Annotated in this window: 25 protein-coding genes; 19 read left to right on the plus strand and 6 right to left on the minus strand. The window is 73.4% G+C overall.

Annotated elements, in window-relative coordinates; translation table 11 throughout:
• Window positions 1-81: 81 nt before the first annotated feature.
• On the plus strand, window positions 82-1446 hold the full coding sequence (glmM, locus tag ACFXOZ_RS13280) for a phosphoglucosamine mutase (protein WP_375882106.1): 1365 nt from the start codon (window positions 82-84) through the stop codon (window positions 1444-1446).
• Between the two features lie 62 nt (window positions 1447-1508).
• Here the strand turns inward: glmM and coaA are convergent, their stop codons facing one another.
• Entirely contained in the window at window positions 1509-2504 is a 996-nt protein-coding gene (gene coaA, locus ACFXOZ_RS13285) for a type I pantothenate kinase (protein WP_375882109.1), read from the minus strand.
• Window positions 2505-2612: 108 nt separating this feature from the next.
• On the opposite strand from coaA, the gene glmS reads away from it, so the two are divergent.
• Complete coding sequence (gene glmS, locus ACFXOZ_RS13290) at window positions 2613-4469, plus strand: glutamine--fructose-6-phosphate transaminase (isomerizing) (protein ID WP_375882113.1); 1857 nt, start codon at window positions 2613-2615, stop codon at window positions 4467-4469.
• 39 nt (window positions 4470-4508) lie between these two features.
• On the opposite strand, the gene ACFXOZ_RS13295 is transcribed toward glmS, so the two are convergent.
• Window positions 4509-5066, minus strand: a complete 558-nt coding sequence (locus ACFXOZ_RS13295) for a Uma2 family endonuclease (protein WP_380521224.1) — start codon at window positions 5064-5066, stop codon at window positions 4509-4511.
• Window positions 5067-5237: 171 nt separating this feature from the next.
• On the opposite strand from ACFXOZ_RS13295, the gene ACFXOZ_RS13300 reads away from it, so the two are divergent.
• The 5 genes from ACFXOZ_RS13300 (at window position 5238) to ACFXOZ_RS13320 (ending at window position 10416) form a co-directional block, all read left to right on the plus strand.
• Window positions 5238-6713, plus strand: a complete 1476-nt coding sequence (locus ACFXOZ_RS13300; RefSeq protein WP_380590010.1) for an NAD(P)H-hydrate dehydratase — start codon at window positions 5238-5240, stop codon at window positions 6711-6713.
• A gap of 196 nt (window positions 6714-6909) precedes the next feature.
• On the plus strand, window positions 6910-8121 hold the full coding sequence (alr, locus tag ACFXOZ_RS13305) for an alanine racemase (protein WP_375882120.1): 1212 nt from the start codon (window positions 6910-6912) through the stop codon (window positions 8119-8121).
• Window positions 8118-9443: an alpha/beta fold hydrolase gene (locus ACFXOZ_RS13310; RefSeq protein ID WP_380590013.1), complete on the plus strand. Its 1326-nt coding sequence runs from the start codon at window positions 8118-8120 to the stop codon at window positions 9441-9443. Before alr ends, ACFXOZ_RS13310 begins: the two co-directional genes overlap by 4 nt.
• 118 nt (window positions 9444-9561) lie before the next feature.
• Complete coding sequence (tsaE, locus tag ACFXOZ_RS13315) at window positions 9562-10056, plus strand: tRNA (adenosine(37)-N6)-threonylcarbamoyltransferase complex ATPase subunit type 1 TsaE (RefSeq protein ID WP_375882122.1); 495 nt, start codon at window positions 9562-9564, stop codon at window positions 10054-10056.
• A 165-nt stretch (window positions 10057-10221) separates the two neighbouring features.
• The gene (locus tag ACFXOZ_RS13320) at window positions 10222-10416 is read left to right on the plus strand and encodes a hypothetical protein (RefSeq protein WP_380590016.1); all 195 of its coding nucleotides are present in this window, start codon (window positions 10222-10224) and stop codon (window positions 10414-10416) included.
• An 11-nt stretch (window positions 10417-10427) separates the two neighbouring features.
• Here the strand turns inward: ACFXOZ_RS13320 and ACFXOZ_RS13325 are convergent, their stop codons facing one another.
• Complete coding sequence (locus tag ACFXOZ_RS13325; RefSeq protein ID WP_380521329.1) at window positions 10428-10994, minus strand: hypothetical protein; 567 nt, start codon at window positions 10992-10994, stop codon at window positions 10428-10430.
• Between the two features lie 156 nt (window positions 10995-11150).
• Here ACFXOZ_RS13325 and tsaB point away from each other — a divergent pair, with 156 nt between their 5' ends.
• The 5 genes from tsaB to ACFXOZ_RS13350 all read left to right on the plus strand — a co-directional run bounded on the left by tsaB (window position 11151) and on the right by ACFXOZ_RS13350 (window position 14677).
• Window positions 11151-11825, plus strand: a complete 675-nt coding sequence (gene tsaB, locus ACFXOZ_RS13330; protein ID WP_375882127.1) for a tRNA (adenosine(37)-N6)-threonylcarbamoyltransferase complex dimerization subunit type 1 TsaB — start codon at window positions 11151-11153, stop codon at window positions 11823-11825.
• Between the two features lie 23 nt (window positions 11826-11848).
• Entirely contained in the window at window positions 11849-12328 is a 480-nt protein-coding gene (rimI, locus tag ACFXOZ_RS13335; RefSeq protein WP_375882355.1) for a ribosomal protein S18-alanine N-acetyltransferase, read from the plus strand.
• Entirely contained in the window at window positions 12321-13427 is a 1107-nt protein-coding gene (tsaD, locus tag ACFXOZ_RS13340; protein WP_380397377.1) for a tRNA (adenosine(37)-N6)-threonylcarbamoyltransferase complex transferase subunit TsaD, read from the plus strand. Before rimI ends, tsaD begins: the two co-directional genes overlap by 8 nt.
• The gene (locus ACFXOZ_RS13345; protein WP_380521214.1) at window positions 13424-13684 is read left to right on the plus strand and encodes a hypothetical protein; all 261 of its coding nucleotides are present in this window, start codon (window positions 13424-13426) and stop codon (window positions 13682-13684) included. The genes tsaD and ACFXOZ_RS13345 overlap by 4 nt, the downstream gene beginning before the upstream one ends.
• A 78-nt stretch (window positions 13685-13762) precedes the next feature.
• Entirely contained in the window at window positions 13763-14677 is a 915-nt protein-coding gene (locus ACFXOZ_RS13350; protein ID WP_375882134.1) for a polysaccharide deacetylase family protein, read from the plus strand.
• Window positions 14678-14688: 11 nt separating this feature from the next.
• On the opposite strand, the gene ACFXOZ_RS13355 is transcribed toward ACFXOZ_RS13350, so the two are convergent.
• Window positions 14689-15858, minus strand: a complete 1170-nt coding sequence (locus tag ACFXOZ_RS13355; RefSeq protein WP_375882358.1) for a methyltransferase domain-containing protein — start codon at window positions 15856-15858, stop codon at window positions 14689-14691.
• Window positions 15859-16154: 296 nt separating this feature from the next.
• On the opposite strand from ACFXOZ_RS13355, the gene groES reads away from it, so the two are divergent.
• The 3 genes from groES to ACFXOZ_RS13370 all read left to right on the plus strand — a co-directional run bounded on the left by groES (window position 16155) and on the right by ACFXOZ_RS13370 (window position 19341).
• Entirely contained in the window at window positions 16155-16460 is a 306-nt protein-coding gene (gene groES / locus ACFXOZ_RS13360) for a co-chaperone GroES (RefSeq protein WP_014136232.1), read from the plus strand.
• Between the two features lie 112 nt (window positions 16461-16572).
• Entirely contained in the window at window positions 16573-18201 is a 1629-nt protein-coding gene (groL, locus tag ACFXOZ_RS13365; RefSeq protein WP_375882138.1) for a chaperonin GroEL, read from the plus strand.
• A 141-nt stretch (window positions 18202-18342) separates the two neighbouring features.
• Window positions 18343-19341 (plus strand): LysR family transcriptional regulator, encoded by a 999-nt coding sequence (locus ACFXOZ_RS13370; protein ID WP_375882141.1) that lies wholly within the window; start codon window positions 18343-18345, stop codon window positions 19339-19341.
• An 89-nt stretch (window positions 19342-19430) separates the two neighbouring features.
• Here the strand turns inward: ACFXOZ_RS13370 and ACFXOZ_RS13375 are convergent, their stop codons facing one another.
• Window positions 19431-19757: a WhiB family transcriptional regulator gene (locus tag ACFXOZ_RS13375; RefSeq protein ID WP_375882144.1), complete on the minus strand. Its 327-nt coding sequence runs from the start codon at window positions 19755-19757 to the stop codon at window positions 19431-19433.
• Between the two features lie 562 nt (window positions 19758-20319).
• Here ACFXOZ_RS13375 and ACFXOZ_RS13380 point away from each other — a divergent pair.
• The 4 genes from ACFXOZ_RS13380 (at window position 20320) to ACFXOZ_RS13395 (ending at window position 25050) form a co-directional block, all read left to right on the plus strand.
• Window positions 20320-20931, plus strand: a complete 612-nt coding sequence (locus ACFXOZ_RS13380; protein WP_014136228.1) for a response regulator transcription factor — start codon at window positions 20320-20322, stop codon at window positions 20929-20931.
• Window positions 20932-21266: 335 nt separating this feature from the next.
• Complete coding sequence (gene shbA, locus ACFXOZ_RS13385) at window positions 21267-21980, plus strand: RNA polymerase sigma factor ShbA (RefSeq protein ID WP_375882147.1); 714 nt, start codon at window positions 21267-21269, stop codon at window positions 21978-21980.
• A 291-nt stretch (window positions 21981-22271) separates the two neighbouring features.
• The gene (guaB, locus tag ACFXOZ_RS13390) at window positions 22272-23774 is read left to right on the plus strand and encodes an IMP dehydrogenase (RefSeq protein ID WP_375882150.1); all 1503 of its coding nucleotides are present in this window, start codon (window positions 22272-22274) and stop codon (window positions 23772-23774) included.
• Window positions 23775-23922: 148 nt separating this feature from the next.
• Window positions 23923-25050 (plus strand): GuaB3 family IMP dehydrogenase-related protein, encoded by a 1128-nt coding sequence (locus ACFXOZ_RS13395; RefSeq protein WP_375882152.1) that lies wholly within the window; start codon window positions 23923-23925, stop codon window positions 25048-25050.
• Window positions 25051-25123: 73 nt separating this feature from the next.
• Here the strand turns inward: ACFXOZ_RS13395 and ACFXOZ_RS13400 are convergent, their stop codons facing one another.
• Window positions 25124-25690, minus strand: coding sequence for a hypothetical protein (locus tag ACFXOZ_RS13400; protein WP_380590019.1), 567 nt, complete (start codon window positions 25688-25690; stop codon window positions 25124-25126).
• Between the last annotated feature and the right edge of the window lie 85 nt (window positions 25691-25775).

Here is a 25775-nt window from a genome sequence, read left to right on the forward strand (position 1 = left end):
CCGGGGCGACGTGTTCCCCGGCTAACGTGCGGCGGCCGGGATCAACGGTGGGTTCCGAGCATGGTGATGGAGGACGGGACAGTGGGACGACTCTTCGGTACGGACGGCGTACGCGGTGTGGCCAACGAGGGCCTGACGGCGGAGCTGGCGCTCGGCCTGTCGGTCGCGGCCTCCCACGTGCTCGGCGAGGCCGGCGCGTTCGACGGGCACCGGCCGGTCGCGGTGGTCGGCCGTGACCCCCGTGCCTCGGGCGAGTTCCTGGAGGCCGCGGTCATCGCGGGCCTGGCCAGCTCCGGCGTCGACGTGCTCCGGGTCGGCGTCCTCCCCACCCCCGCCGTGGCGTACCTCACCGGCGCGCTCGGCGCCGACTTCGGCGTGATGCTGTCCGCCAGCCACAACGCCATGCCGGACAACGGCATCAAGTTCCTCGCCCGCGGCGGCCACAAGCTGGACGACCGGATCGAGGACGCGATCGAGGCCCACTACCGCAAGCACACCGTCGGCGGCGAGGACTGGAACCGCCCGACCGGTGCCGCCGTCGGCCGGGTCCGCGAGTACACCGAGGGCTTCGACAAGTACGTCGCCCACCTGATCGGTGTGCTGCCCAACCGCCTGGACGGCATCCGGGTCGTCATCGACGGCGCCCACGGCGCGGCCGCCTACGTCGCCCCCGAGGCCTTCGCCCGGGCCGGCGCCGAGGTCGTCCACACCCTGGGGGCCGAGCCCACCGGCCTCAACATCAACGACGGCGTCGGCTCCACCCACCTGGACCGGCTGCGCGTCGCGATGAAGGAGTACCGGGCCGACCTCGGCATCGCCCTGGACGGCGACGCGGACCGCTGCCTGGCCGCCGACGCCGAGGGCGACGAGGTGGACGGCGACCAGATCATCGCCATCCTCGCCGTCGCCATGAAGGAGGCCGGCACCCTGCGCCGCAACACCGCGGTCGCCACCGTGATGTCCAACCTCGGCTTCAAGCTGGCGATGGAGCGCGAGGGCATCGACCTGGTGGAGACCGCCGTCGGCGACCGCTACGTGCTGGAGGCGATGAAGGAGCACGGCTTCGCGCTGGGCGGCGAGCAGTCCGGCCACGTCATCCTGCTGGACCACGCCACCACCGGCGACGGCACCCTGACCGGCCTGATGCTGGGCGCCCGACTGGCCGCCACCAAGCAGCCGCTGGCCGACCTGGCCGCCGTGATGACCCGGCTGCCGCAGGTGCTGATCAACGTCAAGGGCGTCGACAAGGGCCGGGTGGGCACCAGCACCGAGCTGGCCGCCGCGGTCGCCGCCGCCGAGGCCGAGCTGGGCGCCACCGGCCGGGTGCTGCTGCGCCCCTCCGGCACCGAGCCGCTGGTCCGGGTCATGGTCGAGGCCGCCGACCCGGTGCAGGCCGAGGCCGTCGGGCAGCGCCTCGCCGAGGCGGTCCGCACCCACCTGGGCTGAGCCCGCCCCGGAGACCACGAAGGGCCCCCGCGCGGGGGCCCTTCGCCGTGTCCTGCGCCCGGTCAGAGCTTGCGCAGCAGCGCCCGGCGGACCTTGTGGTCGGCGCCCTTCTGCAGGACCAGGGTGGCCCGGCCGCGGGTCGGCAGCACGTTCTCCAGCAGATTCGGCTTGTTGATGGTGCGCCAGACCTGTCGGCCGTACTCCATCGCCTCCTCCTCCGGCACCTCGGTGAACCGGGTGAAGTAGGAGTTCGGGTCCTGGAAGGCCGTCTGCCGCAGCTTGCGGAAGCGGTCCAGGTACCAGTGCTCGATGTCGTCGGTGCGGGCGTCGACGTAGATCGAGAAGTCGAAGTAGTCCGCCACCGCGAGCCTGGTCCGGCCGTCGGTGCCCGGCAGGGCCGGCTGGAGCACGTTCAGGCCCTCGACGATCAGGATGTCCGGGCGCTCCACCGTCAGCCGCTGGTCCTGCACGATGTCGTACACCAGGTGCGAGTACACCGGCGCCGTCACCAGCTCCTTGCCCGCCTTCACGTCCGCGACGAAGCGCATCAGGGCCCGGCGGTCGTACGACTCCGGGAAGCCCTTGCGGGCCATCAGGCCGCGGCGGCGCAGCTCGGCGTTGGGCAGCAGGAAGCCGTCGGTGGTGACCAGCTCCACCCGCGGGTGCTCGGGCCAGCGGGCCAGCAGGGCCTGGAGCAGGCGGGCGGTGGTGGACTTGCCGACGGCCACCGAGCCGGCCACGCCGATGATGAACGGCGTACGGGTGCGCTCGGTGTCCGGGGTGTCCAGGAACGTGCCCAGCGCGCCGCGCAGTTCGTGCGTGGCGTGGATGTAGAGGTTCAGCAGCCGGGACAGCGGCAGGTAGACGTCACGCACCTCGTCGAGGTCGAGTGCCGTGCCGAGGCCGCGCAGCTGCTCCACCTCCTCGGCGGTCAGCGGAAGTGGCGTACGCTCGCGCAGTGCGCTCCACTCGGCCCGGCTGAGGTCCACGTAGGGGGACGGGGACGGGCCGGGCGTGGCGGCGCCCCGCGTACAGAGTTCGGTCAGCACATGCTCCATTGTGAGCCGTAGCGGTGTTCACCGTGGTTGTGGTGTCGGTCACGCAGGGTTGGGGCGAGCCGGGAAAGACGGGAAAACGGCCACAGAACCGCCCTTATGCTGGCACGCATGTGCGGAATTGTTGGATACGTGGGCGCGCAGTCCGCCCTCGACGTAGTAATCGCGGGCCTGCAGCGACTGGAGTACCGGGGCTATGACTCGGCCGGTGTCGCGGTGCAGGCGCAGGACTCCCAGGGGCAGTGGAGTCTGGTCACCGACAAGCGGGCCGGAAAGCTCGGCAACCTGGAGAAGTCGCTCGCCGAATCCCCCCTCCCCGGCGGCACCACCGGCATCGGCCACACCCGTTGGGCAACCCACGGCGGCCCGACGGACGCCAATGCCCACCCCCACCTGGACGACGACCGCCGGGTGGCCGTGGTCCACAACGGCATCATCGAGAACTTCGCCCAGCTGCGGGCCGAGATCGCCGAGCGCGGCCACACCCTCCGGTCCGAGACCGACACCGAGGTCGTCGCCCACCTGCTCGGTGAGGCCTACGACGGCGACCTGGCCGAGGCCATGCGCGTCGTCTGCCGCCGGCTGGACGGCGCCTTCACCCTCGTCGCCGTCCACGCCGACTCGCCCGACGTGGTGGTCGGCGCCCGCCGCAACTCCCCGCTCGTGGTGGGCCGCGGCGAGGGCGAGAACTTCCTCGCCTCCGACGTCGCCGCCTTCATCGCGCACACCCGCGAGGCGATCGAGCTGGGCCAGGACCAGGTCGTCGAGCTGCGCCGGGAGGGCGTGACCGTCACCGACTTCGACGGCAACCCGGCCGAGGTGCGCGAGTACCACGTCGACTGGGACGCCTCCGCCGCCGAGAAGGGCGGCTACGACTACTTCATGCTCAAGGAGATCGCCGAGCAGCCGAAGGCCGTCGCCGACACCCTCCTCGGCCGGATCGGCACCGACGGCCGGCTGACCCTCGACGAGCTGCGGATCTCCGACGCCGACCTGCGCTCGGTCGACAAGGTCGTCATCGTCGCCTGCGGCACGGCCTTCCACGCGGGCATGATCGCCAAGTACGCGATCGAGCACTGGACCCGCATCCCCTGCGAGGTCGAGGTCGCCTCGGAGTTCCGCTACCGCGACCCGATCATGGGCCCCGGCACGCTGGTCATCGCCATCTCGCAGTCCGGCGAGACCATGGACACCCTGATGGCCCTGCGGCACGCCCGTGAGCAGGGCGCCAAGGTGCTGGCGATCTGCAACACCAACGGCTCGACCATCCCGCGCGAGTCGGACGCGGTGCTGTACACCCACGCCGGACCGGAGGTCGCGGTCGCCTCCACCAAGGCGTTCCTGACCCAGCTGGTCGCCTGCTACCTGGTCGCCCTGTACCTGGGCCAGGTGCGCGGCACCAAGTGGGGCGACGAGATCTTCACCATCATCCGCGAGCTCGGCGACGCGCCGAAGCAGGTCGAGCAGGTGCTGGAGACCATGGAGCCGGTGCGCGAGCTGGCCCGCTCGCTGGCCGACGCCCGCTCGGTGCTGTTCCTCGGCCGTCACGTCGGCTTCCCGGTGGCCCTGGAGGGCGCGCTCAAGCTCAAGGAGCTCGCCTACATGCACGCCGAGGGCTTCGCGGCGGGCGAGCTCAAGCACGGTCCGATCGCGCTGATCGAGGAGGGGCTGCCGGTCGTGGTGGTCGTGCCCTCGCCGCGCGGGCGGTCGATCCTGCACGACAAGATCGTCTCCAACATCCAGGAGATCCGGGCCCGCGGCGCCCGCACGATCGTGATCGCCGAGGAGGGCGACGAGGCCGTCGTGCCGTACGCGGACCACCTGATCCGCATCCCGGCCACCCCGACCCTGCTCCAGCCGCTGGTCTCCACCGTCCCGCTCCAGGTCTTCGCCTGCGAGCTGGCCACGGCCAAGGGCCACGAGGTCGACCAGCCGCGCAACCTGGCGAAGTCGGTCACCGTCGAGTAGACGCCCGGCCGTTCGCGGCGCCCCTGCGGTGGCTGTGCCCTACCGCAGGGGCGCCGTGTCGAGCGTGAAGGAGAACGGGGCGGGCAGGTCGATCGACTTGCCGAACTCGACCTTGGTCCGGGTGATGTAGTCCCCGCCGTCGGGTTCGGTGAACAGCGTGACCGTGCCGTCGGTGCGGTCGACCAGCAGGTAGCAGGGGATTCCCGCAGCGGCGTAGCCCAGGCGTTTCGGTTCGCGGTCCTTGTACGGGTTGGTCGAGGTGATCTCGAAGACCAGCAGTACGCCCGCCGCCTGGGCCCAGGAGTCCGAGTGCTCGAAATGCCCGACCGGGCTCACCACGCCGTCGGGGATGAAACGGCCCTTGGGCGTGATCAGACCCTTGGTGCCTGACAGGTCGAACTCGGTCTCGGCCTTGCGCATGAACTGCCTGTTGATGAGCGAGAACGCGGTCTCGTGGGCCCCGTCCGGCGGCGGCGTCACGACGATCTCCCCTTCGATGAATTCGGCCTTGCTTCCCAGCGGCGTGTCCAGCTCCAAAAACGCCTGGAGGAGGCTGTCCTCGCCCAGCGGGTGCTCGATTGCCGGCATGGCGACCATGGCCCTTCTCCCTCCTGTGGGTCCGTGCCGAGCCACAAGGTAGGCGTACGGACCGACACCGGTGGGGGATCGAAGTGGGTGTCACCCGAAAGTGTGCCGCAGGCCCGGCTCCCGCGGGGCCGGGACGCGGGCTAGCGTCGGCGGTAGCCGACTGCCGAAGGAGTTCTCCCCATGCGTCATGCACACCCTGTGGAAACCGTCCGGGCCGCGGAGGCGGAGCTGATGGCGCGGTTGCCGGAGGGCACGCTGATGCAGCGGGCGGCGGCCGGGCTGGCGGCGACGTGTGCGCGGCTGCTGGTCGGGGGCCGGGGGCGGGTGTACGGCAGTCGGGTGACGGTGCTGGCGGGCAGTGGGGACAACGGGGGTGACGCGCTGTACGCCGGGGCGGCGCTGGCCCGGCGCGGGGCGCGGGTGACGGCGGTGCTGCTGGCGCCGGCGAAGGCGCACCCGGGCGGGCTGGCCGCGCTGCGGGCGGCCGGCGGGCGGGTGACGGCGGAGCAGGAGGTCGGCCTGGCCGACTTCTCGTGCGCGGACCTGGTGCTGGACGGGATCGTCGGCATCGGCGGCCGGGGCGGGCTGCGCCCCGAGGCCGTGCCGTACGCCCGGGCCGGGCGGCGCGGCACCGTGGTGGCGGTGGACCTGCCCAGCGGGGTCGAGGCGGACAGCGGCGAGGTGCCCGGGGAGGCGCTGCGCGCGGACGTCACGGTCTGCTTCGGTACCTACAAGCCCGGGCTGCTGATCGACCCCGGGGCCTCCTACGCGGGCACCGTGCAACTGGTGGACATCGGCCTGGAACCGCCGGAGCCGGAGGTGAGGGCCCTGCAGCACGCGGACGTGGCGGCGCTGCTGCCGCTGCCGGGCGCGGAGAGCGACAAGTACCGGCGCGGTGTGGTCGGGGTGGCGGCCGGCTCGGCGCGGTACCCGGGGGCGGCCCTGCTCGCGGTCGCCGGTGCGCTGCACGGCGGTGCGGGCGCCGTCCGGTACGTCGGCACGGCGGCCGAGGAGGTGGTGCGCCGCTTCCCGGAGACGCTGGTCACCGAGGGCGGCCCGGCCGGGGCCGGACGGGTGCAGGCCTGGGTGGTCGGGCCGGGCGGGGGCGAGGGGGCGCGGCAGGCGCTGGTCGAGGCGCTGGCGAGCGACGTCCCGGTGCTGGTGGACGCGGACGGGCTGACCGAGCTGGGCCGGCTCGGTCCGCGGGCGCTGGCCGGCCGCACCGCGCCCACCCTGCTGACCCCGCACACCGGCGAGGCCGCCCGGCTGCTGGCCGGCGCCGACGGCACCGCGCCGCCCGCCGCCGACGACTTGGCGGCCACCCGGCTGGCCACCGCCCGCCGACTGGCCGCCGCCTACCGGGCCACCGTGCTGCTCAAGGGCTCCACCACGGTGGTCGCCGACCCGGGCGGGGCCGTCCGGGTGAACCCCACCGGCACCTCCTGGCTGGCCACCGCGGGCAGCGGGGACGTCCTCGCCGGGCTGGCCGGTTCGCTGCTGGCCGCGGGCCTGCCGCCGCTGGACGCCGCCTCGGTGGCCGCCTACCTGCACGGCCTGGCGGGCCGGGAGGCGGCGGGCGAGCCCGGGGCGCCGGTGCCGGCGCTCGCGGTGGCCGGGGCGCTGCCCACGGTCTGGCGGGCCGTCCGGCGGCCGTAGCCGTAGCCGTAGCCGTAGCCGTAGCCGGGCCCGCCGCCCCGCCCGGGCCGGAACCGGGACGTCCGTTCACCGCGTCCTGAACTGGGCGGACGAGCCGTCCGCCGCAGGTCGGCGGGGTGCGGGGGGTCGCGGTGCCGACCGCCGCGCCGAAGGCCCGTTCGGCGAGGACTCCGGGACGTCTGGGAGACTGACCCTGATGACAACTGCGAACACGACCGGCACGGCCACCCTCACCGACGGCGTACGGGCCGAGGCGACCATCGATCTCGCCGCCCTGCGCGGCAACCTCGCCTCCCTGCGGGAACGCGTCGGGAGCACGGCGGTGATGCTCGCGGTCAAGGCGGACGCCTACGGCCACGGCGCGGTCGAGTGTGCCCGCGAAGCGGTCGCGAACGGGGTCGGCTGGCTCGGCTGTGCGACGCCGGACGAGGCGCTGGCGCTGCGGGCCGCGGGCATCCGCCCCGAGCAGGCCCGCATCCTGTGCTGGCTGTGGACGCCGGGCGGGCCGTGGCGCGAGGCGCTGCGTGCGGACCTGGACATCTCGGTCAGCGGCCGGTGGGCGCTGGAGGAGCTGCTGACGGCCGTTCGGCAGACCGGCGTTCCGGCGCGCGTCCACCTCAAGGCCGACACCGGCCTGGGCCGCAACGGCTGCCAGCCGCACGACTGGCCGCAGCTGGTCGCCGAGGCCCGGCGGGCCGAGGCGGAGGGGCTGCTGCGGGTCGTCGGCGTCTGGTCGCACTTCGCCGCCGCCGACGAGCCCGGCCACCCGTCGATCCAGGCCCAGTTGGACTCCTTCCGCGCCGCGCTGGCGCAGGCCGAGGCCGCCGGGCTGCGCCCCGAGGTCCGGCACCTGGCCAACTCCCCGGCCACCCTGCTGCTGCCCGAGTCGCACTTCGACCTGGTCCGCACCGGCCTGGCCGCGTACGGGCTGTCGCCGGTGCCCGAGGTGGGCTCGCCGGCCGACTTCGGGCTGCGCCCGGTGATGGCGCTGTCCGCCCGGCTGGCGCTGGTCAAGCACGTCCCCGGCGGGCACGGGGTCAGCTACGGCCACCACTACGTGACGCCCGGTCCGACCACGCTGGGCCTGGTGCCGGTCGGCTACGGCGACGGCGTCCCGCGGCACGGCAGCGGCACCGGCCCGGTGCAGATCGGCGGCAAGTGGCGCACGGTGGCCGGCCGGGTCGCGATGGACCAGTTCGTGGTGGACCTGGGCGGCGACACCCCCGAGACCGGCGACGAGGTGCTGGTGTTCGGCAACGGCGAACGCGGTGAACCGACCGCCGAGGACTGGGCCCGCGCCTGCGGCACCATCTCGTACGAGATCATCACCCGGATCGGCGCGCGGGTGCCCCGCCGCTACCTGGACGGCAGCCACGACGGCGGCCGTGACGGGGGCCGCGCGGCATGACCGACACGCCGGCCGACAGCAACCCGGTCGCGGCGGTGGCCAAGGCGGCCGGCGCGGCCACCGGGGTGAGCCGGGCCGGTGTGATCGGGATCTCGGTCGGCGTGTTGGCGGCCGGCGCGGCCGCGGGCGTCGCGATCGAGCGGCTGACGGTCGGCCGGGCGATGCGCCGCCGGGCCCGGGCCGAGCTGGAGGCGACCGCCCCGTACGGCTCGCTGCGCGGGCGCCCGCTGACGGTGGCCGCGCCGGACGGCACCGAGCTGTACGTCGAGCTGGACGGCACCGGCTGGGACGAGCCGGACGGCGACGCGGCGGAGCAGGCCGGAGGCGAGCGGGCGAACAGCAGCCTCCTTCCGCCGCCGCTGACCGTGGTGTTCAGCCACGGCTACTGCCTCAACCAGGACAGCTGGCACTTCCAGCGGGCGGCGCTGCGCGAGGGCCTGCGGCTGGTCTTCTGGGACCAGCGCAGCCACGGCCGCTCCGAGCGCTCCCGCTCCTACCTGGCGGGCGAGCCGGCCAGCATCGACCAGCTGGGCGGTGACCTCAAGGCGGTGATCGACGCCGTCGCGCCGACCGGTCCGCTGGTGCTGGTGGGCCATTCGATGGGCGGCATGACGGTGATGGCCCTGGCCGACCAGCACCCGGAGCTGTTCCGGACGAGGGTCGCCGGGGTCGCGCTGGTCGGCACCCTGGCGGGGGACTGGAACGAGGTGAGCCTCGGCCTGCCGAAGGCCGGGGCCAAGCTGTTCAAGAGGGTCGCGCCCGGGGTGGTGAAGCTGCTCGGCCGTCAGGTCGACCTGGTGGAGGCGAGCCGGCGGATCGGCTCGGACGTGGCCGCCGTGTTCTACCGGCGGTTCTCCTTCGGCGGCCGGGACGTCGATCCCGGCGTGGTGCGCTTCGCCGAACAACTGCTGGACGCCACCCCGATCGACGTGGTCGCCGAGTTCTACCCGGTGTTCGGCGCGCACGAGAAGTACGGGGCGCTGGCCGCCCTGCGCGGCCTGCCGGCTCTGGTGCTGGCCGGGACGAAGGACCTGCTGACGCCCTCGGCGCACAGCGAGGCGATGGCCGAGCGGCTGCCGGGGGCCGAACTCGTGCTGGCCGAGGGCGCCGGGCACCTGGTGCTGCTGGAGCGCCCGGAGCTGGTCGACCACGAGCTGGCGCGGCTGCTGCGCCGGGCCGCCGACTTCGCCGGTGCCGCGCCGCTGCCGCCGGCCGTCCTCGAACTCGCGGCCGAACCGCCCCGGGAGGACCGGGCTCCGGCGGGCGCGACCCCGGGCGCGACCCCGGACGCGGACCCGGATCCGGCCCCCGACCCCGCCTGAGACCGGCCCGGGCCCGCCCGGGCACCCGCGCGCCACGGCGGGGTGCGGTGATGTGGCACGGTAGCGGTGGCGGCCGGTGGTCGGTGCGCCGCTACGGACCGAAGGGCAAGACACGCGCATGGGCTCGCACGCCACTCTGACCGTCCCCACTCCGGAGCGGATGGGCCGTCTCGGCCGGGAGCTGGCCGCGCTGCTGCGGCCGGGGGACCTGGTGCTGCTCTCCGGTGAGCTGGGGGCGGGGAAGACGACGCTGACCCGGGGCCTGGGGGAGGGGCTGCAGGTCCGCGGGGCGGTGACCTCGCCGACCTTCGTGATCGCCCGGGTGCACCCCTCGCTGGTCGGCGGCCCGGCCCTGGTGCACGTGGACGCGTACCGCCTCGGCGGGGACCTCGACGAGATGGAGGACCTCGATCTGGACGTCTCGCTGCCGGAGTCGGTGGTCGTGGTCGAGTGGGGCGAGGGCAAGGTCGAGCGGCTGTCCGAGGAGCGCCTGGAGGTCCGGATCGAGCGGGCGATCGGTGACACCGCCGGGGAGGACCACGACCCGCGCCGGGTGCTGCTCACCGGCATCGGGGCGCGCTGGGCGGACGTCCCGCTGGCCGAGCTGGCCTAGGGCGCGACCAGGGCCGCGCACGGGGCGTGTGCTGCGGGCTTGCCGGGCCCCGGTCGATCGGGTTCCACCGTTTTGCCGACAGGCCGTCGGCAAGGTGTTGCGGGCGGGGCGCCGGGCGTGGTGGGATGGGTGCTGCGGTTAGGTCTGCCTAACTAGGGAGGCGCCATGTCGAGCACCACCCCCGCCCCGGAGCGCGCCGTGCGTGCCACCGGGGCCGGAGAGTCCGCCCACCGCGCTCCGGGCGCGCCGATGCGGGCCCTGCTGGCCGCCTGCGCGGCCGCCGAGGCGGTGTCCACCCCGCCCGAACCGAAGGCCCGGCAGGCCGAGGAGCCCGAGGCGGGGACGCCCCGGGCCGCGTAACGCGCCGGGCCTCAGGGGACCACGACCACCTTGGTGCCGTTCGGCGCGAAGTCCCAGAGCAGCTGTCCCTCGGAGCGGCCGCTGCGGATGCCGCCGGTCTTGGCCTTCGGGTCGGCGGTCGGCGTGCTGCCGTCCAGTGCCGCGCTGAATCCGAACACCACGCCGTTCTGCTGCGCGAAGCGCACCACGTGCTCGATCTGCTTGCCGTCCGTCCCGGTGGCGGTCTGGGTGCGGCTGTACACCGAGTAGCTGCCCGGGGTGGGCTCGACCGAGCCCGGAGTGACCGGGAAGGCGGCCGCGACCTGCGGGTTCTTCTTCGGGTCGACCAGCCAGACGAAGTGGCCGCCGGCCGAGTAGACGACCCGGGTGCCGCTGCCCGAGGTGGCCGGCAGCGGCGGGACGGTCGGGGTGGCGGAGGCGCTCGGCGTCGCAGAGGCGGCCGGGCCGGAGGACGTCGAGGCGACGGTCGGCTTGGCGCCGCCCGCGCGGTCCTGGGCGCCGTTGGCCTGGAAGGCCAGCAGGCTCACCACTGCCAGGGCCCCCAGGGTCAACCCCGTGACCACCACTCCAGGACCCATCTTCGCCACGTGCCCGCTCCCGCCGCCGTCCGCTGTACGTACCGCCCTTATCGTGCCAGGTCCCCGGGGCGGGTCGGCAGTGGCCAGTACGTGTGTTCCGGATGGGGACACCAGCTCGATCGTCCGGTCGGCCCAACGTCGGTCTAACCTTGACCCGTGCTGCTGCTCGCGTTCGACACCGCTACCCCCGCCGTCACCGCCGCCGTCCACGACGGCACGGCCGTCCTCGCCGAGACCCACCAGGTCGACGCCAGGCGCCACGGCGAACTGCTGCTGCCCGCGATCGACCAGGTCCTGCGGGCCGCCGGAGTGGACAAGAGTCGGCTCACCGGCATCGCGGTCGGCGTCGGCCCGGGCCCGTACACCGGCCTGCGGGTCGGCCTGGTGACCGCCGCCGCGCTCGGCCACGCGCTCGGCCTGCCGGTGCACGGCGTCTGCACCCTGGACGCGATCGCCTTCCAGGCCCGCGCCGAGGGCCTGACCGGACAGCCGTTCACGGTCGCCACCGACGCGCGCCGCAAGGAGGTCTACTGGGCCTCCTACGACGCCGACGGCAACCGCACCGAGGGCCCCGGCGTGGACCGCCCGGCCGAGCTGACGCCCGCCGCCCGCTCGGTGGGCGCCGGCGCGCTGCTCTACCCCGAGGCCTTCCCGGGCGCCGGCGGCCCCGAGCACGTCTCGGCCGGCGCCCTGGCCGGCTTCGCCGCCGCCGAGCTGGCCGCCGGGCGCGAGCTGCTGCCGAACGTGCCGCTGTACCTGCGCCGCCCGGACGCCCAGGTCCCGGCGGGCTACAAGAACGTTCTGGGGGGCAAGGCGGTGCTCCCGGCGTGAACCACGGCACCACCCTGCGCCCGATGCGCTGGTGGGACATCGAGCCGGTGCTGGACCTGGAGCTCAGGCTGTTCCCCGAGGACGCCTGGTCCTCCGGGATGTTCTGGTCCGAGCTCGCCGAGGCCCACCCCGGCGGCACCCGCCACTACTCGGTCGCCACCGCCGCGGACGGCACGATCGTCGGCTACGCCGGCCTGATGGCCGTCGCCGGTGACGGCGACGTCCAGACCATCGCCGTGGACGAGCGCCACCAGGGCGCCGGCCTCGGCACCGCCCTGCTCACCGACCTGATCCACGAGGCCGCCCGGCGCGGCTGCGCCGACCTGCTGCTGGAGGTGCGGGTGGACAACCAGCGCGCCCAGCGGCTGTACGAGCGCCACGGCTTCGAACCGGTGGGCATCCGGCGCGGCTACTACCAGCCCGCCAACGTCGACGCGCTGGTGATGCGCCTCGAACACCCCAGCACTGACCCGAAGGAACCGAAGGACACCCCCCATGGCTGACGAACCGCTCGTCCTCGGCATCGAGACCTCCTGCGACGAGACCGGCGTCGGCATCGTGCGCGGCACCACGCTGCTGGCCGACGCGGTCGCCTCCAGCGTCAACGACCACGCCCGCTTCGGCGGCGTCGTCCCGGAGATCGCCAGCCGCGCCCACCTGGAGGCGATGGTCCCGACCATCCAGCGCGCCCTGGACACCGCCGGCATCAAGGCCAGTGACCTGGACGGCATCGCCGTCACCGCCGGCCCCGGCCTGGCGGGCGCGCTGCTGGTCGGCGTCAGCGCGGCCAAGGCGTACGCCTGGGCGCTCGACAAGCCGCTGTACGGGGTCAACCACCTCGCCTCGCACATCTGCGTCGACCAGCTGGAGCACGGCCGGCTGCCCTCGCCGACGATGGCCCTGCTGGTCTCCGGCGGGCACTCCTCGCTGCTGCTCAGCGAGGACATCACCACCGACGTCCGCCCGCTCGGCGCGACCATCGACGACGCGGCCGGCGAGGCCTTCGACAAGGTCGCCCGGGTGCTCGGCCTGGGCTTCCCCGGCGGCCCGATCGTCGACCGGAAGGCCCGCGAGGGCGACCCGAAGGCGATCGCCTTCCCGCGCGGCCTGACGGGGAAGAACGACCCCGCGTACGACTTCTCCTTCTCCGGCCTGAAGACCGCCGTCGCCCGCTGGGTGGAGGCCAAGCGCCGGGCCGGCGAGGAGGTGCCGATCGCCGACGTCGCCGCCTCCTTCCAGGAGGCGGTCACCGACGTGCTCACCCGCAAGGCCGTCAAGGCCTGCAAGGACAGCGGCGTCGACCACCTGATGATCGGCGGCGGCGTCGCGGCCAACTCCCGGCTGCGCGAGATGGCCCAGCAGCGCTGCGACCGGGCCGGCATCCGGCTGCGGGTGCCCCGGCCGGGCCTGTGCACCGACAACGGCGCGATGGTGGCGGCGCTGGGCTCCGAGATGGTGTGGCGCGGCCGCACCCCCTCCGCCTTCGAGCTGTCCGCGGACTCCTCGCTGCCCGTCACCGACGTCCACGTCCCGGCCGGGGGAGCCGGGCACGGCGACGTCCACGGCCAGGCCTACCAGGCCCTCGGCGGCGGCGCCGCGTGACCGTCGCCGCGATGTGGGAGGCCCGCGCGGCGGACGGCTGCGGGGCCGAACTCGCCGCCTGGGCAAGGGAGTCCGCTCTTCCCGCGCTGCGCGGCGCGGCCGGGCTGGAGCGCCTCGAACTGCTCTCCGCCCCCGGTGAGCGGGTGCTGCTGATCACCTGGTGGAGCGGTGCGCCCGTGCCGGTCGCCGACCCGCCGGCCGAACTGCTGGGCCGCCCGGTGCACCGCTGGTCCTTCACCAGCGACCACGTCGAGTAGGGCCCGAACGGGAACCGCCGCGGCGGCGCTACCGTGCATAGCTGAGAGAACGCTGGACGGGACCGGGAGCGCGGTGCGGTGAACAGGGACGGGCGGAGCAGGACCAGGACGTACGTGGCGGGGGCGGTGGCCCTGCTGGCCTTCGCCACCGCGTGCGGCGACAACGGGGGCGGCGGCAGCGCCGCCCCGGCCGCGAGCACGGCCGGGACGGCGGAGCAGACCCGGCCGCCCGCCGGCGGCACCCCCAGCGCCGCGGCCACCACGCCCGGCGCGGCCCCGGCCCAGGGCGACGCCGCGGCCTGGGCGAAGTGGAACCTCAAGCCGCTCGCCCCGGCCCCCGCGCCGCCCGCCGACAAGCCCGTCAAGCTCGAACGCACCGGCACCGTACCGGTGTTCAGCGACGTGAAGACCACCGACAAGGTCGTCTTCATCACCATCGACGACGGCGCCGAGAAGGACCCGAAGTTCGTCGAGATGCTGACCGACCTCAAGGTGCCGATCTCGATGTTCCTGACCAAGGACATCGTCAAGAACGACTACGGCTACTTCAAGCCGCTCCAGGCGCTGGGCAACCACATCCAGAACCACACCGTCACCCACCCGGTGATGAGCAAGCTGTCGGCCGACAAGCAGAAGTCCGAGATCTGCGAGGACCAGGCCGCGCTCACCCAGCAGTACGGCACCGCCCCGCTGCTGTTCCGCCCGCCGTTCGGCGACGGCGCCAACACCCCGATGCTCAACACCTCGGTGCAGCAGTGCGGCCCGCGCGCGATCGTGCTGTGGCGCGAGTCGATGCAGATCCACGACATGCAGTACCAGGCGGGCGACAAGAAGTTGAAGTCCGGCGACATCATCCTGGCGCACTTCCGCGGCCCCAAGGAGCTCAAGGGCGCCACCATGACCCAGATGTTCGCGGACCTGCTGGCCCGGATCCAGGAGCAGGGCTTCTCGGTGGCCCGGCTGGAGGACTACATCCAGGCGCCGGCCTCCTAGGCCCTGTCCGCTCAGACCGGCCGGCCCAGCATCATCAGCGGCCCGTTGTCGGTGCGGCTGAGGATCACCGTGACGGAGTTCGGCCCGGAGGGCTTGAGCTGGCGGCGCAGTTCCTCCGGGGTGATCGCCATCCCGCGCTTCTTGATCACCACCGTGCCGACCGCGCGCTCGCGCAGCAGCGCCTTCAGCTTCTTGACGTTGTACGGGAGCACGTCGGTGAGTTCGAAGGCGTGCGCGTACGGGGTGGCGACCAGGCGGTCCGAGGTCACGTAGGCGATCTTCGGGTCGATCAGCCGGCCGTCGACCTGCCCGGCCACCTCGGCCACCAGGTGCGCCCGGATCACCGCGCCGTCCGGCTCGTACAGGTAGCGCCCGACCGGGCCGGCCGGCGGGTCGGGCAGGTCGCCGCCGGTCAGGCTGTCGCCGTGCGGCAGCAGGGTCGCGCGGTGCGGGCGGACCGCCCCGGTGCCGAACCAGAGCACCGCCTCCTTGACGTCCCCGTGGTCGGAGACCCACTCGGCCTCGGCGTCCGCCGGGACGGCCTCGTGCGGGATGCCCGGGGCGACCTTCAACGCGCCGATCGGGGTCCGCCGCCCGGCCTCGACCGCCCAGGACAGCGGCGGGGCGTACGCCTCCGGGTCGAACACCCGGCCGCGCGAGGTGCGCCGCGCCGGGTCGGTGAACACCGCGTCGTAGCCGGTGACGTCCACCTCGGCGACGTCCGCGCAGCGCACCTCCACCAGCTCCGACAGGCCCAGCGCGGCGGCGTTGGCGGCGGTGGCGGCGCAGGCCGCCGGGTCCTTGTCGACGGCCAGCACCCGGATCCCGGCCCGGGCCAGGGCCAGCACGTCCCCGCCGATGCCGCAGCAGAGGTCCGCCAGGCGCCGTACGCCCAGCTCGGCGAAGCGGCGGGCCCGCCACTCGGCCACGCTGCGCCGGGTGGACTGCTCGACCCCGTTGGGCGTGAAGTACATCAGGTCGGCGTCCGCCCCGAACTTCGCCCGCGCCCGCTGCCGCAGCCGCGCCTGGCCGAACGCCGCCGACACCAGCTCCGCCGGGTGCTCCCGCCGCAGCCGGGTGGCCAGCGCCAGCTCCTCCTCGGGGGTGAACTCGCGCAGCTCGGCGAGCAGGGCCTGACCCTCGGGGGTCAGCAGGGGCTGGAGGTTCTCGGTGTCCACCAGGTCATTCTGACCGGTCGGCCCGTCAGCAGGGCCGGCAGCGCCGGCGCGAAGGGCGTCGCCGGCGGGGCCCTGGGAGTGGATCCGGAGTGTGGCCGCTCGTCCGCGGGTCGAGCCCGCAGGGCGCGTCGTTGGCACTCTGGTTGACTGAGTGCTAACGGCAGCCTATGGTCGTCCTTGGCACTCCCCACTGGGGGAGTGCTAATGCGAAGACGTGTGCCTGACCCCCGCGACGGCAGGTACGCAGGTTCGCCCCTACCCGTTAGAAAACCCCGTAATCTCCGAAGGGGAGCTCGGACGTGACCACCAGCAGCAAGGTTGCCATCAAGCCGCTCGAGGACCGCATTGTGGTCCAGCCGCTCGACGCCGAGACCACCACGGCCTCCGGCCTGGTTATCCCGGACACCGCCAAGGAGAAGCCCCAGGAGGGCGTCGTCCTGGCTGTCGGCCCGGGCCGCTTCGAGGACGGCCAGCGTCTGCCGCTCGACGTCGCCGTGGGTGACATCGTCCTGTACTCGAAGTACGGCGGCACTGAGGTGAAGTACCAGGGCGAGGAGTACCTCGTCCTCTCCGCCCGCGACGTTCTCGCCATCATCGAGAAGTAAGTCGTTCCGACCCGCCCCGGATCCGTGTCCCTAGTGACAGGGGCCCGGGGCGTGGTTGTTGGTTCACGTAGTTCGGCGGCCGGCCGGCCGCAGCCCCGAGGGAATAGGGAACATGGCGAAGATCCTGCAGTTCGACGAGGACGCCCGCCGCTCGCTGGAGCGCGGTGTCAACAAGCTGGCCGACACCGTCAAGGTGACCATCGGCCCCAAGGGCCGCAACGTCGTCATCGACAAGAAGTTCGGCGCCCCGACCATCACCAACGACGGTGTCACCATCGCCCGTGAGGTCGAGCTGGACGACCCGTACGAGAACCTTGGCGCGCAGCTCGTCAAGGAGGTCGCCACCAAGACCAACGACGTCGCGGGTGACGGCACCACCACCGCCACCGTGCTGGCCCAGGCCCTGGTCAACGAGGGTCTGCGCAACGTCGCCGCCGGTGCCGGCCCGGCCGCCCTCAAGAAGGGCATCGACAAGGCCGTCGCCGCCGTCTCCGAGCACCTGCTGTCCATCGCCCGCGAGATCGAGGGCAAGGACGACGTCGCCGCCGTCGCGTCCCTCTCCGCGCAGGACACCCAGGTCGGCGAGCTGATCGCCGAGGCGATCGACAAGGTCGGCAAGGACGGTGTCATCACCGTCGAGGAGTCGAACACCTTCGGCGTGGAGCTGGACTTCACCGAGGGCATGCAGTTCGACAAGGGCTACCTGTCGCCGTACTTCGTCACCGACGCCGAGCGCCAGGAAGCGGTCCTCGAGGACCCGTACATCCTGATCAACCAGGGCAAGATCTCCTCCATCCAGGAGCTGCTGCCGCTGCTGGAGAAGATCCTGCAGAGCGGTGCCTCCAAGCCGCTGCTGATCATCGCCGAGGACGTCGACGGCGAGGCGCTGTCGACCCTGGTCGTGAACAAGATCCGCGGCACCTTCAACGCCGTCGCCGTCAAGGCCCCGGGCTTCGGCGACCGCCGCAAGGCGATCCTCGGCGACCTGGCCGTCCTCACCGGCGGCACGGTCATCTCCGAGGAGGTCGGCCTCAAGCTCGACCAGGCCGGTCTGGACGTGCTGGGCACCGCCCGCCGCGTGACCATCACCAAGGACGACACCACCGTCGTCGACGGTGCCGGTGACTCCGAGGCCGTGGCCGGCCGCGTCGCCCAGATCAAGGGCGAGATCGCCGCGACCGACTCCGACTGGGACCGCGAGAAGCTGCAGGAGCGCCTGGCCAAGCTGGCCGGCGGCGTCTGCGTCATCAAGGTCGGCGCCGCCACCGAGGTGGAGCTCAAGGAGCGCAAGCACCGCCTGGAGGACGCCATCTCGGCGACCCGCGCCGCGGTCGAGGAGGGCATCGTCGCCGGCGGTGGCGCCTCGCTGGTGCACGCCGCCAAGGTGCTGAACGACGGCCTGGGCCTGTCGGGTGACGAGGCCACCGGTGTCGCCGTGGTCCGCAAGGCGCTGCACGAGCCGCTGCGCTGGATCGCCCAGAACGCCGGCCTCGAGGGCTACGTCATCACCCACAAGGTCGCCGAGCTGGAGGCCGGTCACGGCTTCAACGCGGCCACCGGCGAGTACGGCGACCTGCTGAAGGCCGGCGTCATCGACCCGGTCAAGGTCACCCGCTCCGCGCTGGAGAACGCCGCCTCGATCGCCTCCCTGCTCCTCACCACCGAGACCCTCGTGGTGGAGAAGAAGGAGGAGGAGGCCGACGCCGGTCACTCGCACGGCGGCCACGGCCACTCGCACTGAGGCACCGACGCCTGACCGGAGGCCCGGTCCACTCCCTCGGGGAGTCGGACCGGGCCTCCGGCCGTTGTTCGGTGGGTGCGCTTGATGCTTCAACTATCAGTAGAATTTTGCAGAATGCAAAGATTGCCTTATAACTGAGGCATGATCGAGGCCCGCCACCTGCGCGTCCTGCGTGCCGTCGCCCGCACCGGCTCCTTCTCCGCCGCCGCCCGCGAGCTGGGGTGCACCCAGCCCGCCATCAGCCAGCAGATGAAGGCCCTGGAGAAGTCGGTGGACACCCCGCTGGTGGTCCGCTCGGGCCGCGGGATGCAGCTCAGCGAGGCCGGGCGGGTGCTGCTCAAGCATGCCACCGGGATCCTGGCCGGGCTCTCCGCCGCCGAGGAGGAGGTGGCCGCGATCGCCGGGCTGCGGGCCGGCCGGGTGCGGCTGGTCTCCTTCCCGACCGCGAGTTCCACCCTGGTGCCGCCCGCGGTCGCCCGCCTGCGGGACAGCCATCCGGGGGTGCGCGTGTCGCTGGTCGAGGCCGAGCCGCCGGAGTCGCTGGCGATGCTGCGCGGCGGCGAGTGCGAGATCGCGCTGGCCTTCCGCTACCCGCAGTCCGACGGTGCGGCCGCGGCGCCCGCCCCCGCGCACGGCACGCCGCGCGAGGCCCGGGCCGAGGCGAACCTGGAGGCCCAGCAGCTGTCGGCCGGCACCGACTGGTCCGACCTGGTGGTCACCCCGCTGCTGGACGACCCGCTGGTGGGCCTGCTGCCGGCCGCCCACCCGCTGGCCGGGCGGGGCGGTCCGGTGGAGCTGGCGGAGCTGGCGGGGGAGCAGTGGATCGCCGGCTGCCCGCAGTGCCGGGGGCACCTGGTGGAGCTGTGCGCGGGGGCGGGTTTCGAGCCCCGGATCGACTTCGCGACCGACGACTACCCGGCGGTGGTCGGCCTGGTGGCGGCCGGGCTCGGGGTGGCGGTGCTGCCCCGGCTGGCCCTCCAGTCGGTGCGTCCTGACGGCGTGTCGACGGTTCCGGTGCGGACGGCCTCGGGGGCGCCGGCGGTGCGCCAGGTGGTGGCGCTCACGCTGCCGGACCTGGCCGAGGTGCCGGCCGTCGCGCTGATGCGGGAGCGGCTGGCGGGTGCGGCCGCCGATCGCTGACGATCGGTGACCGGGTTCCCCAGAGGGGGGCGGAGCGGCCTGATGCGCCGCGAAGGAACGTTTCTTCACGGCGCGCCGCGAGCGCGGGTCTAACGGTGCGCGACCGCCGGCGGGGTCAACGGGACCTCCACCAGGCGGTGCCGCGAGCGGCCCAGCATCTCCTCGCGCTCGTCCTCGGTCATCCCGCCCCAGACCCCGTACGGCTCGCGGACCGCCAGGGCGTGCGCCGCGCACTCGGCGATCACCGGGCAGCGCATGCAGACCTCCTTGGCGCTGGTCTCGCGCGAACTGCGGGCCGCTCCGCGCTCACCCTCCGGGTGGAAGAAGAGCGAGCTGTCCACGCCGCGGCAGGCCGCCGAGAGCTGCCAGTCCCAGAGGTCCGCGTTGGGACCGGGGAGGCGGGAGAAATCTGCCATGGCTCATTCCCTTCAGAGGCGGTCGGCGGCGGCCGGGCGGTTCGGCGGGCTGCTGCCGAACGGTGCCCGGCGGGGCGTCCCGCGCTGGTGTGGACACCTGGAAATATGACTTAAGGCAACTCCATGGACAAGTCACCCACACACTGGCACAACAGTCAATGACCATACGAAAGCTATAAAAACGGGCAAAGTGGGCAAGGGGTTCGGCGGGCGCGAGGTGTGGCAATCGGGTGGTCGACGGGCGCGCGACGACCCGTACCGGCGTGCGGGTCGTGCGCCCACCGCGCGCGAGCTGCGTAAAAGTGCGGCGTGTGCACCGCGATGCGGCTGATCGGTAATGGGTTGGCCACGTACAGTGGTGGAGATGGCCCGAAGGCCGTAACTCATTCGAGTGACGGTCGTTGGTAGTGCGGAGGCGGTTAGCGGGCGCCGGACGTCGGGAACGATCGCGGGCAAGTCGGGGCGATCAGGACGAAGTCCGTCGCCGATCGGCCGTGTCGGAGAGGTTCGTACCAGCCAGGAGGCTCAACGTGACGCGGATCAGCTGCGGAGGACGACGGTCATGACTTCCGTTCTCGTTTGCGACGATTCCCCGCTCGCCCGCGAGGCGCTTCGCCGCGCCGTCGCGACCGTACCCGGTGTGGACCGGGTCACCACCGCGACGAACGGGGAGGAGGTCCTCCGCCGCTGGGTGGCCGACCGCTCCGATCTCGTCCTGATGGACGTCCGGATGCCCGGCCTCGGCGGGGTCGAGACCGTCCGGCGGCTGCTGTCCGCCGATCCGGGCGCGCGGATCATCATGCTCACCGTCGCCGAGGACCTCGACGGGGTCGCGCTCGCGGTGGCCGCGGGTGCCCGCGGGTACCTGCACAAGGACGCCTCGCGCGCCGAGCTGCGGGCCACCGTCACCCAGGCCCTCGCCGACCCGACCTGGCGGCTCGCCCCGCGCCGGCTGCGCAGCCCCGACATGGGCGCGGCACCGACCTTGACGGCGCGTGAGATCCAGGTGCTGGAGGGCATGAGCCACGGGCGCAGCAACGCCGAGATCGGGCGCGAGCTGTTCCTGTCCGAGGACACCGTCAAGACCCACGCCCGACGGCTGTTCAAGAAGCTCGGCGCCTCCGACCGTGCGCACGCGGTGGCGCTGGGTTTCCGCTGGGGCCTGGTCCGCTGACCGTCGGCGGCGCCGCCGGCCGCGGCGCGCCGCCCTCGAATTCCGGAGCGGACGCCGCACGGGCGTGTGACGTTACGGTCCCGAGGTTGCACCATGGAGGAGTGGAGCACCTCGGGGACCAGCGGACAGGCACTGCGGCGAACCACGCAGCCGCAGGACACTCGGCGGACGGCGCGACGGACAGGACCACCCACGGCGGCGCGGCGGGAGGCGGCACGGTGCAGGAGGGGCCGGTGGTGCGCGGCACGCCGCACGGTGCCGCAGCGCATAACGTTCCGGTGCACAACTCCGGACGCGGTGCCGCGTTTTCCCGATCGACCAGGCACCATGGACCGATGCGCGACGATGTCGCCGGTGCGGCCGGCCAGGCGGACCCGGGTGAGGCCGAGCCCTCCGACCCGGGTCGTGACGCGTACGCGGAATCCGGCGACTCCGTGACCGGGGACGGTCCGGGCCGCCCGCCGGTGCTCGGCACGGGCGGCTCCCCCCTGGTGGGCGAACTGGTCGCGGCCGCCGTGCGCGGCGAGGGCCCGGCGATCGACGCGCTGCTCGCCTACGTCCACCCGCTGGCGCTGCGGTACTGCCGCGCCCGGCTGGTCCGGCTGCCCGGCGGGGCCCGGCACCACGTGGACGACGTGGCCCAGGAGGTCTGTGTCGCGGTGCTGTGCGCGCTGCCCCGGTACAAGGACCAGGGACGGCCGTTCGAGGCCTTCGTCTACGGCATCGCCGCGCACAAGATCGCCGATCTGCAGCGGGCCGCGATGCGCGGGCCCGGCTCCACCGTCGTGCCGCAGGACGACCTGCCGGAGGTGCCGGACGAGGCGCTCGGCCCGGAGGAGCAGGCGCTGCTGAGCAGCGACGCGGCCTGGGCCAAGGAGCTGCTCTCCAACCTGCCGGCCCGTCAGCGCGAGCTGGTGCTGCTGCGGGTGGCCGCCGGGCTGTCGGCGGAGGAGACCGGCGAGGTGCTCGGGATGTCGCCGGGGGCCGTCCGGGTCGCCCAGCACCGCGCGCTCAGCCGGCTGCGGGCGCTCGCGGAGGAGTCCTCCTGAGGCCGGGCGCCGCCTCCTCCTGACCGGAGGCGCAGGCCAGGGGGCCCGGCCGGGCGGAATGAGCCCGCGGGGGCGCTTGTTGTCAAGGGCACACGAGGGCACATTCGCGGTGCCAGTACCATGGGGTATCGGCGCCTGGGCAGGTTGCCAAAGTTTTGCGGGTGCACACGGGGTTCCGTTGGAGCTTCCTCCAAGCCACCCGGCTTTCGGCCGTCTGCGCGAGTGAGCGATCAACGCGCCCCCTCCCTCTGGGCGCGAGCGGATAAGGCCGGCCACGGAAGGTACCCCCAAATGTCTTACAACGCCGCAGGCGTACCCGAGAAGTTCGCCATGCTCGGGCTCACGTTCGATGACGTCCTGCTGCTGCCCGGGGCCTCCGCGGTGCTGCCGAACCAGGTCGACACCTCCTCGCGGGTCTCCCGGAACGTCCGCGTCAACATCCCGCTGCTGTCCGCGGCGATGGACAAGGTCACCGAGGCGCGGATGGCCATCGCCATGGCCCGCCAGGGCGGCGTCGGCGTGCTGCACCGCAACCTGTCGGTCGAGGACCAGGCCAACCAGGTCGACCTGGTGAAGCGCTCCGAGTCCGGCATGGTCACCGACCCGATCACGGTCGGCCCGGACACCAGGCTCGCCGAGGCCGACGCGCTGTGCGCCAAGTTCCGCATCTCCGGCGTCCCGATCGCCGACGAGTCCGGCAAGCTGCTCGGCATCGTCACCAACCGCGACATGGCCTTCGAGTCGGACCGCACCCGCCGGGTCCGCGAGATCATGACCCCGATGCCGCTGATCACCGGCAAGGTCGGCATCTCCGGCGAGGACGCGATGGCGCTGCTGCGCCGCCACAAGATCGAGAAGCTCCCGCTGGTCGACGACGAGGGCCGGATCAAGGGCCTGATCACGGTCAAGGACTTCGTCAAGGCCGAGCAGTACCCGAACGCCGCCAAGGACGCCGAGGGCCGTCTGCTGGTCGGCGCCGCCGTCGGCGCCAGCGCCGAGGCCTTCGACCGGGCCCAGGCCCTGGTCGAGGCGGGCGTGGACTTCCTGGTCGTCGACACCTCGCACGGCCACAGCCACAACGCGCTGGCCTGGATCGAGAAGATCAAGTCCGCCGTCAAGGTCGACGTGGTCGGCGGCAACGTCGCCACCCGCGACGGCGCCCAGGCGCTGATCGACGCCGGCGTGGACGGCGTCAAGGTCGGCGTCGGCCCCGGCTCCATCTGCACCACCCGCGTGGTCGCCGGCATCGGCGTCCCGCAGATCACCGCCATCTACGAGGCCGCGCTGGCCTGCCAGGCGGCCGGCGTGCCGGTCATCGGCGACGGCGGCCTGCAGTACTCGGGCGACATCGGCAAGGCGCTCGCCGCCGGTGCCGACACCGTGATGCTGGGCTCGCTGCTGGCCGGCTGCGAGGAGTCCCCGGGCGAGCTGCTGTTCATCAACGGCAAGCAGTTCAAGTCCTACCGCGGCATGGGCTCGCTGGGCGCCATGCAGTCCCGCGGCCAGGGCCGCTCCTACTCCAAGGACCGCTACTTCCAGGCCGAGGTCGCCTCGGACGACAAGCTCGTCCCCGAGGGCATCGAGGGCCAGGTCCAGTACCGCGGCCCGCTGTCGGCCGTGCTGCACCAGCTGGTCGGCGGCCTGCGCCAGACCATGGGCTACGTCGGTGCCGCCACCATCGCCGAGATGGAGAGCAAGGGCCGCTTCGTCCGGATCACCTCGGCGGGCCTCAAGGAGAGCCACCCGCACGACATCCAGATGACCGTCGAGGCGCCGAACTACTCGTCGCGCTGACCCGCTCGACCCCGGAAGGGCCCGCCACGGCGGGCCCTTCCGCGCGTCCGGGGACCGGGCCGTCGGGGCGCCACCAGCGCTGGTACGGGATACTGGGGGCGGCCGGGGTGACCCGGCGGGCATGAGCAACAAACCAGAAGGGCTCGAAGTGACTGAGATCGAGATCGGGCGAGGCAAGCGCGGCCGCCGGGCGTACGCCTTCGACGACATCGCCGTCGTCCCCAGCCGGCGTACGCGTGACCCGAAGGAGGTCTCGATCGCCTGGCAGATCGACGCCTACCGCTTCGAGCTGCCGTTCCTGGCCGCCCCCATGGACAGCGTGGTCTCGCCGCAGCAGGCCATCGCCATCGGTCGCCTCGGCGGCCTGGGCGTGCTGAACCTCGAAGGCCTCTGGACCCGCTACGAGGACCCGCAGCCGCTGCTGGACGAGATCGCCTCGATCACCGACGAGGCCACCGCGACCCGCCGCCTCCAGGAGATCTACTCCGCGCCGATCCGCGCCGAGCTGATCAAGCAGCGGATCCAGGAGGTCCGCGACTCCGGCGTCGTCACCGCCGCCGCGCTCTCCCCGCAGCGGACCGCCGAGTTCTCCAAGGCCGTCGTGGACGCCGGGGTCGACGTCTTCGTCATCCGCGGCACCACCGTCTCGGCCGAGCACGTCTCCAGCGCCGCCGAGCCGCTGAACCTCAAGCAGTTCATCTACGAGCTGGACGTTCCGGTGATCGTCGGCGGCTGCGCCACGTACACCGCCGCGCTGCACCTGATGCGGACCGGCGCGGCCGGCGTGCTGGTGGGCTTCGGCGGGGGCGCCGCGCACACCACCCGGAACGTGCTCGGGATCCAGGTGCCGATGGCGACCGCGGTGGCGGACGTCGCGGCCGCGCGTCGGGACTACATGGACGAGTCCGGCGGGCGCTACGTGCACGTGATCGCGGACGGCGGCGTCGGGTACAGCGGCGACATTCCGAAGGCGGTCGCCTGCGGTGCCGACGCGGTCATGATCGGGGCGGCGCTGGCGCGGGCGACGGACGCTCCGGGCAAGGGCTTCCACTGGGGGATGGAGGCGGTCCACGAGGAGCTGCCGCGCGGGAAGCGGGTCGACCTCGGGACGGTCGGCAGCACCGAGGAGATCCTGACCGGGCCCTCGCACACTCCGGACGGGACGATGAACCTGTTCGGGGCGCTGCGGCGGGCGATGGCCACCACGGGCTACACGGAGCTGAAGGAGTTCCAGCGGGTCGAGGTGACGGTCAACCCGGCGCTGGACCACCGCTGACGGTCCGGTCCCCGGCCGACGGCCCGTTCTCCCTCCGGGGGGAGCGGGCCGTCGGTGTTCCCGGGGGTGGGGATCAGGTGCCGTTGGCGGAGCGGCGGGTGAGGAGGAAGCCGCCGATCAGGGCGATGGCGTAGAAGGCCAGGTCGAGGGGGCGGAGGTCGCCGCGCCAGCCGGTGAGGGTCTGGGGGAGGAGCGGGTGGGGGGTGGGGGTGGTGGCGAGGAGCAGGCGCAGGTGCTGGGTGAGTTGGCCGAGCAGGAGGGCGCCGGCGGCGAGGAGGGCGCCCAGGGGCGGGAGCAGCGGGTTCCGGCCGCCCAGGCGGCCGAGGGGGAGGGCGACCAGGCCGGCCTGGGCGATGGTGAGCCAGCCGAGGCTGTCGGCGGCGCGCAGGGGCGCGCAGCCGTAGGCGAGGCCGCCGAGGAGCGTGGCGAGCAGGGCGAGGGCGAGGGCCAGGGCGGTGCGGCGGCGGGGGGCCCCGCGGCGGGGGGCGGGGGTGTCGGGGGTGTAGCCGGTGACCGGGACGCCGGGCATGCCGGGGGCGACGTAGCCCTCGGGGGTGTCCAGGACCGGGGCCACCGAGAAGTGCTGGGCGGTGCGCGGGCGTGGCGACGGGCCGTCAGCGCCCGGTGCGGGTGCGGTCATGGGCATCGAGTCCCCCCGGAAAAACGATGAGCTGCCGAACGGTAGCAGCGCTCCGGGCAGATCATGGCGAGTTTTCGATCACAGA

Source organism: Kitasatospora sp. NPDC059160, assembly GCF_042755465.1.
In the GTDB taxonomy this organism is placed as follows: domain Bacteria; phylum Actinomycetota; class Actinomycetes; order Streptomycetales; family Streptomycetaceae; genus Kitasatospora.